Below are 3,250 nucleotides of genomic sequence, written 5' to 3' on the forward strand. Positions count from 1 at the left end.
GGCCTTCTCGGCGCCCGCGGCGAGGATCGCGTCCAGCGTCGATGTGTCCGGCGGCTTCGAGATAGATGCTGGCGTTGGCCAGCGAGGCGCCACGATCGTCGGCCGCCCAGATCCGGCCGGTGACCGCGACCAACTGCTTCAGGGCCTTGCCCAGATCGTCGGCATAGGTCGAGAGGGCGGGCTCGGTCGCGGCTCGGTCGATGGTCGCGCCGATGATGTCCGAGAGCAGGACCAGGCCGGCACCGCCGTGCATCGTCACCTTGCGCCCCAACAGGTCCAGCCCCTGGATGCCGTGTGTCCCTTCGTGGATGGGATTGAGCCGGTTGTCGCGGTAGTACTGCTCGACATCGAACTCCGTGGTGTATCCGTAGCCGCCGTGGACCTGGATCGCGAGACTGTTCGCCTCCAGACACCACTGCGACGGCCAGCTCTTCGTGATGGGAGTGAGAACGTCGAGGAGCAGGTTCGCTCGATCCTGCTCGGCACCGGTCGTCGTAGCCGCTTCGTCGACGAGCTTGCTGCAGTAGAGCCCGAGCGCCAAGGCGGCTTCGACGTAGGACTTCTGGGCCAGGAGCATCCGCTTGACGTCAGCGTGTTCGATGATGGTGACCGGCTTGCTGTCCGCAGGGGCAGCGGCATCGATCGGCCTGCCTTGAACGCGAGTGCGGGCGTATTCCAGAGAGGCCAGGTAGCCGGCGTACCCCAGCGCTGTGGCCAGCAGGCCGACACCGATGCGGGCTTCGTTCATCATGTGGAACATGTAGGTCAATCCACGGTGTTCGGTCCCGACGAGGTACCCGACCGCGCCGGATTCCGCAGTGGGGGTGAAGGTTCCATCGCCGAAGTTGAGCAGTGCGTTCGTGGTGGCGCGGTTGCCCATCTTGTGGTTGAGACCGACCAGCGCGACGTCGTTGCGCGTTCCGTCGGCGAGGTACTTGGGCACGATGAACAGCGAAATGCCCTTCACCCCTGTTCCACCGCCGGGGACCTTGGCCAGGACCAGGTGAACGATGTTGGCGGTCAGCTCGTGGTCACCGCCCGAGATCCACATCTTGGTACCGGTGATCCGGTAGGTGCCGTCCGGCATCGCGACGGCTTTGGTGGTGATGTCGGCCAGCGACGACCCGGCTTGCGGTTCGGACAAGCACATCGTGCCGGTGAAACGTCCGTCGAGCATCGGACGGACCCAGGTCTCGATTTGTTCGGCGGTGCCGTACTCCGCCAGCAGACCGGCATTGGCGGCGGTGAGGAAATAGTAGGAGGTCATCGCCGCGTTGGCGGCTTGGAACCAGGTCATCGCCGCGCGATTGACGACCGTCGGCAACTGCATGCCGCCCAACGTTTCGTCGAAGGACCCCGCGATGAGCCCGGCGTTGCGGAATTGTGTAAGGCCTTCACTGATCTCGCTCGGCAGCACGACCTCGCCCGCTGCGCCGATGTACGGCGCGTTCCTGTCGCCCGTCTTGTTCACAGGCGCGAAGCACTTCTGTGCGATGTCCGCGCTCAGATCCAGTACCGCGTCGAAGGTATCGCGCGAGTGGTCGGCGAAACGCTCACGGCTGGTCAGCGATTCGACCTCGAGCCACTCGAAGAGCAGGAACTCCAGATCGCGGCGGGACATGGGTGTGGGCATGAATTTCCTCAGGGTGTGCAGCGTGACATGTACGGGGGCAAGTCGGCGGAACGCGCGCCGGTAGGAGGCGTCCGATCAAACCTCGGCTACGAGGAGGCCGATCGGCGGTCAGCACAGTCTGTGGGATGGCGGCTGACGAATTCGCGTTCAGCAGTGGACAACTGCCGGGGTCGGCGACGGTCGCGGTCCCATGCGACGAGCAGGGCTATCGAGGAGGCGTGGAGATGGCCGGTGTTTCCGGAGATCTGTTCGAAGACGCGGTAGCGGGTCTCGTCCACGACCTCGGCGCGAATCGAAATTCGGACCGGCCCGTCGATCGGCAGGATCTCGCGGTGAAAGGTGATCTCCTGCTTGGCCACAACGTAGGTCGGTTTGCGGTCCTCAGGGAAGGCGGGGCTCAGCCATTCCACTCGCGCCTCCTCGAGCAGCCCGAGATAGACCGACGAGGTGACATGGCCGAGGTAGTCGAGGTCACGCGCCCGCAATGCCACGATCGTATTCCAGGATGCGGCCGGACCAGCCATCACCACACTCCGCTCACAAGCGATTTCGTGATAGTCGGCGGCGGGACAACTGGTTCCCAGCCGTAGTTGGTCACAGCAATCATCGGTGCAATCCCATCGGCGAAGGCGGCCGACCAATGTGGCATCGTCGGCGGAGCTGTGGCCGAATGGTCGGTGGTGTTCCTTTCACAGTGCACCGAAAGAATGTGAACTTCTACGACACGTTCCCGCGTATTCGCTGACTTCGTGGTGCACTTTGTTGCAGGCGGTGGGAGATCAATCGCCTTCAACTCGATCCGGAGAAGTGCGATGTCGACTGCGCTCGCGTTCTCGGTGTCGACGACCGGCGGATATCCCGGCCGGTTCGTCGAGGGTGTGGGGTGTCGACATTGTGAAGCAACTGCCTGGCGGCTGAATAGGGCAGTTTGCTGCGTTGATGCGGTCAAGTAGGTGCACAAGTGTGTAGCCGATTCCGGCCGAAAGACGGCAGTGTTGCATCTCACACGGCAGAGGCGGTTCATCGAACTTTGAAATCTTCGCCGTGCTTTGCGATGTAATCGCGAAGAACTTCCGGTGGTCGAGAATGGAAAGTCTCTTGCCTTGCCGGTGTTTGACCGAACTGAAAAATAAGGAGCATCACTACTAGCGCCGATACAGATAATTCGCAGGGGACGTAATCAGATCAGCACAAGAAAATCAGATCAAGGAGAAATATCATGGGATCGTCTGCAACTGACCTCGCCGCCGTCGCCGCTGTCGCGGGGCTTATCGCGGCTGTCGTGGCCGTGGTGGGTGGTGTCGCCGGTGTCGCGACTCTGTCTGCGGCCTGATCGCGCGAGTCGGATCGGATAAATAGGTGTCGAGGGTCGTCCGTGGGCGGCCCTCGACACTGTGTCGTATCGGTGTGACATGGAAGACATTCCTCCTGTCCGACCTCCTATTGACCGAGTGATGTGGCCTGCTGCACGATGACCTAAGCAAGCGCTTACTTAGTTAGAGGAGAGATTCGATGCCAGAAGCTGTGATAGTTGCTGTGGCCCGTTCCCCGATCGGTCGGGCGGGTAAAGGGTCGCTGAAAGACATGCGGGCTGACGACCTGACTGTCCAGATGGTG

At 62.2% G+C, this 3,250-nt stretch carries 2 protein-coding genes; both read right to left on the reverse strand.

Features of this window, described 5'->3' with window-relative positions; genetic code table 11:
* Positions 1-1,633 (reverse strand): acyl-CoA dehydrogenase (locus ACFWF3_RS29640; RefSeq protein ID WP_379316906.1); only part of this gene is annotated, 1,633 nt, incomplete at its 3' end.
* An 86-nt stretch (positions 1,634-1,719) separates the two neighbouring features.
* Positions 1,720-2,157 (reverse strand): acyl-CoA thioesterase, encoded by a 438-nt coding sequence (locus tag ACFWF3_RS29645; protein ID WP_379316908.1) that lies wholly within the window; start codon positions 2,155-2,157, stop codon positions 1,720-1,722.
* Between the last annotated feature and the right edge of the window lie 1,093 nt (positions 2,158-3,250).

Source organism: Nocardia sp. NPDC060220 (genome assembly GCF_042727815.1).
In the GTDB taxonomy this organism is placed as follows: Bacteria; Actinomycetota; Actinomycetes; order Mycobacteriales; family Mycobacteriaceae; genus Nocardia.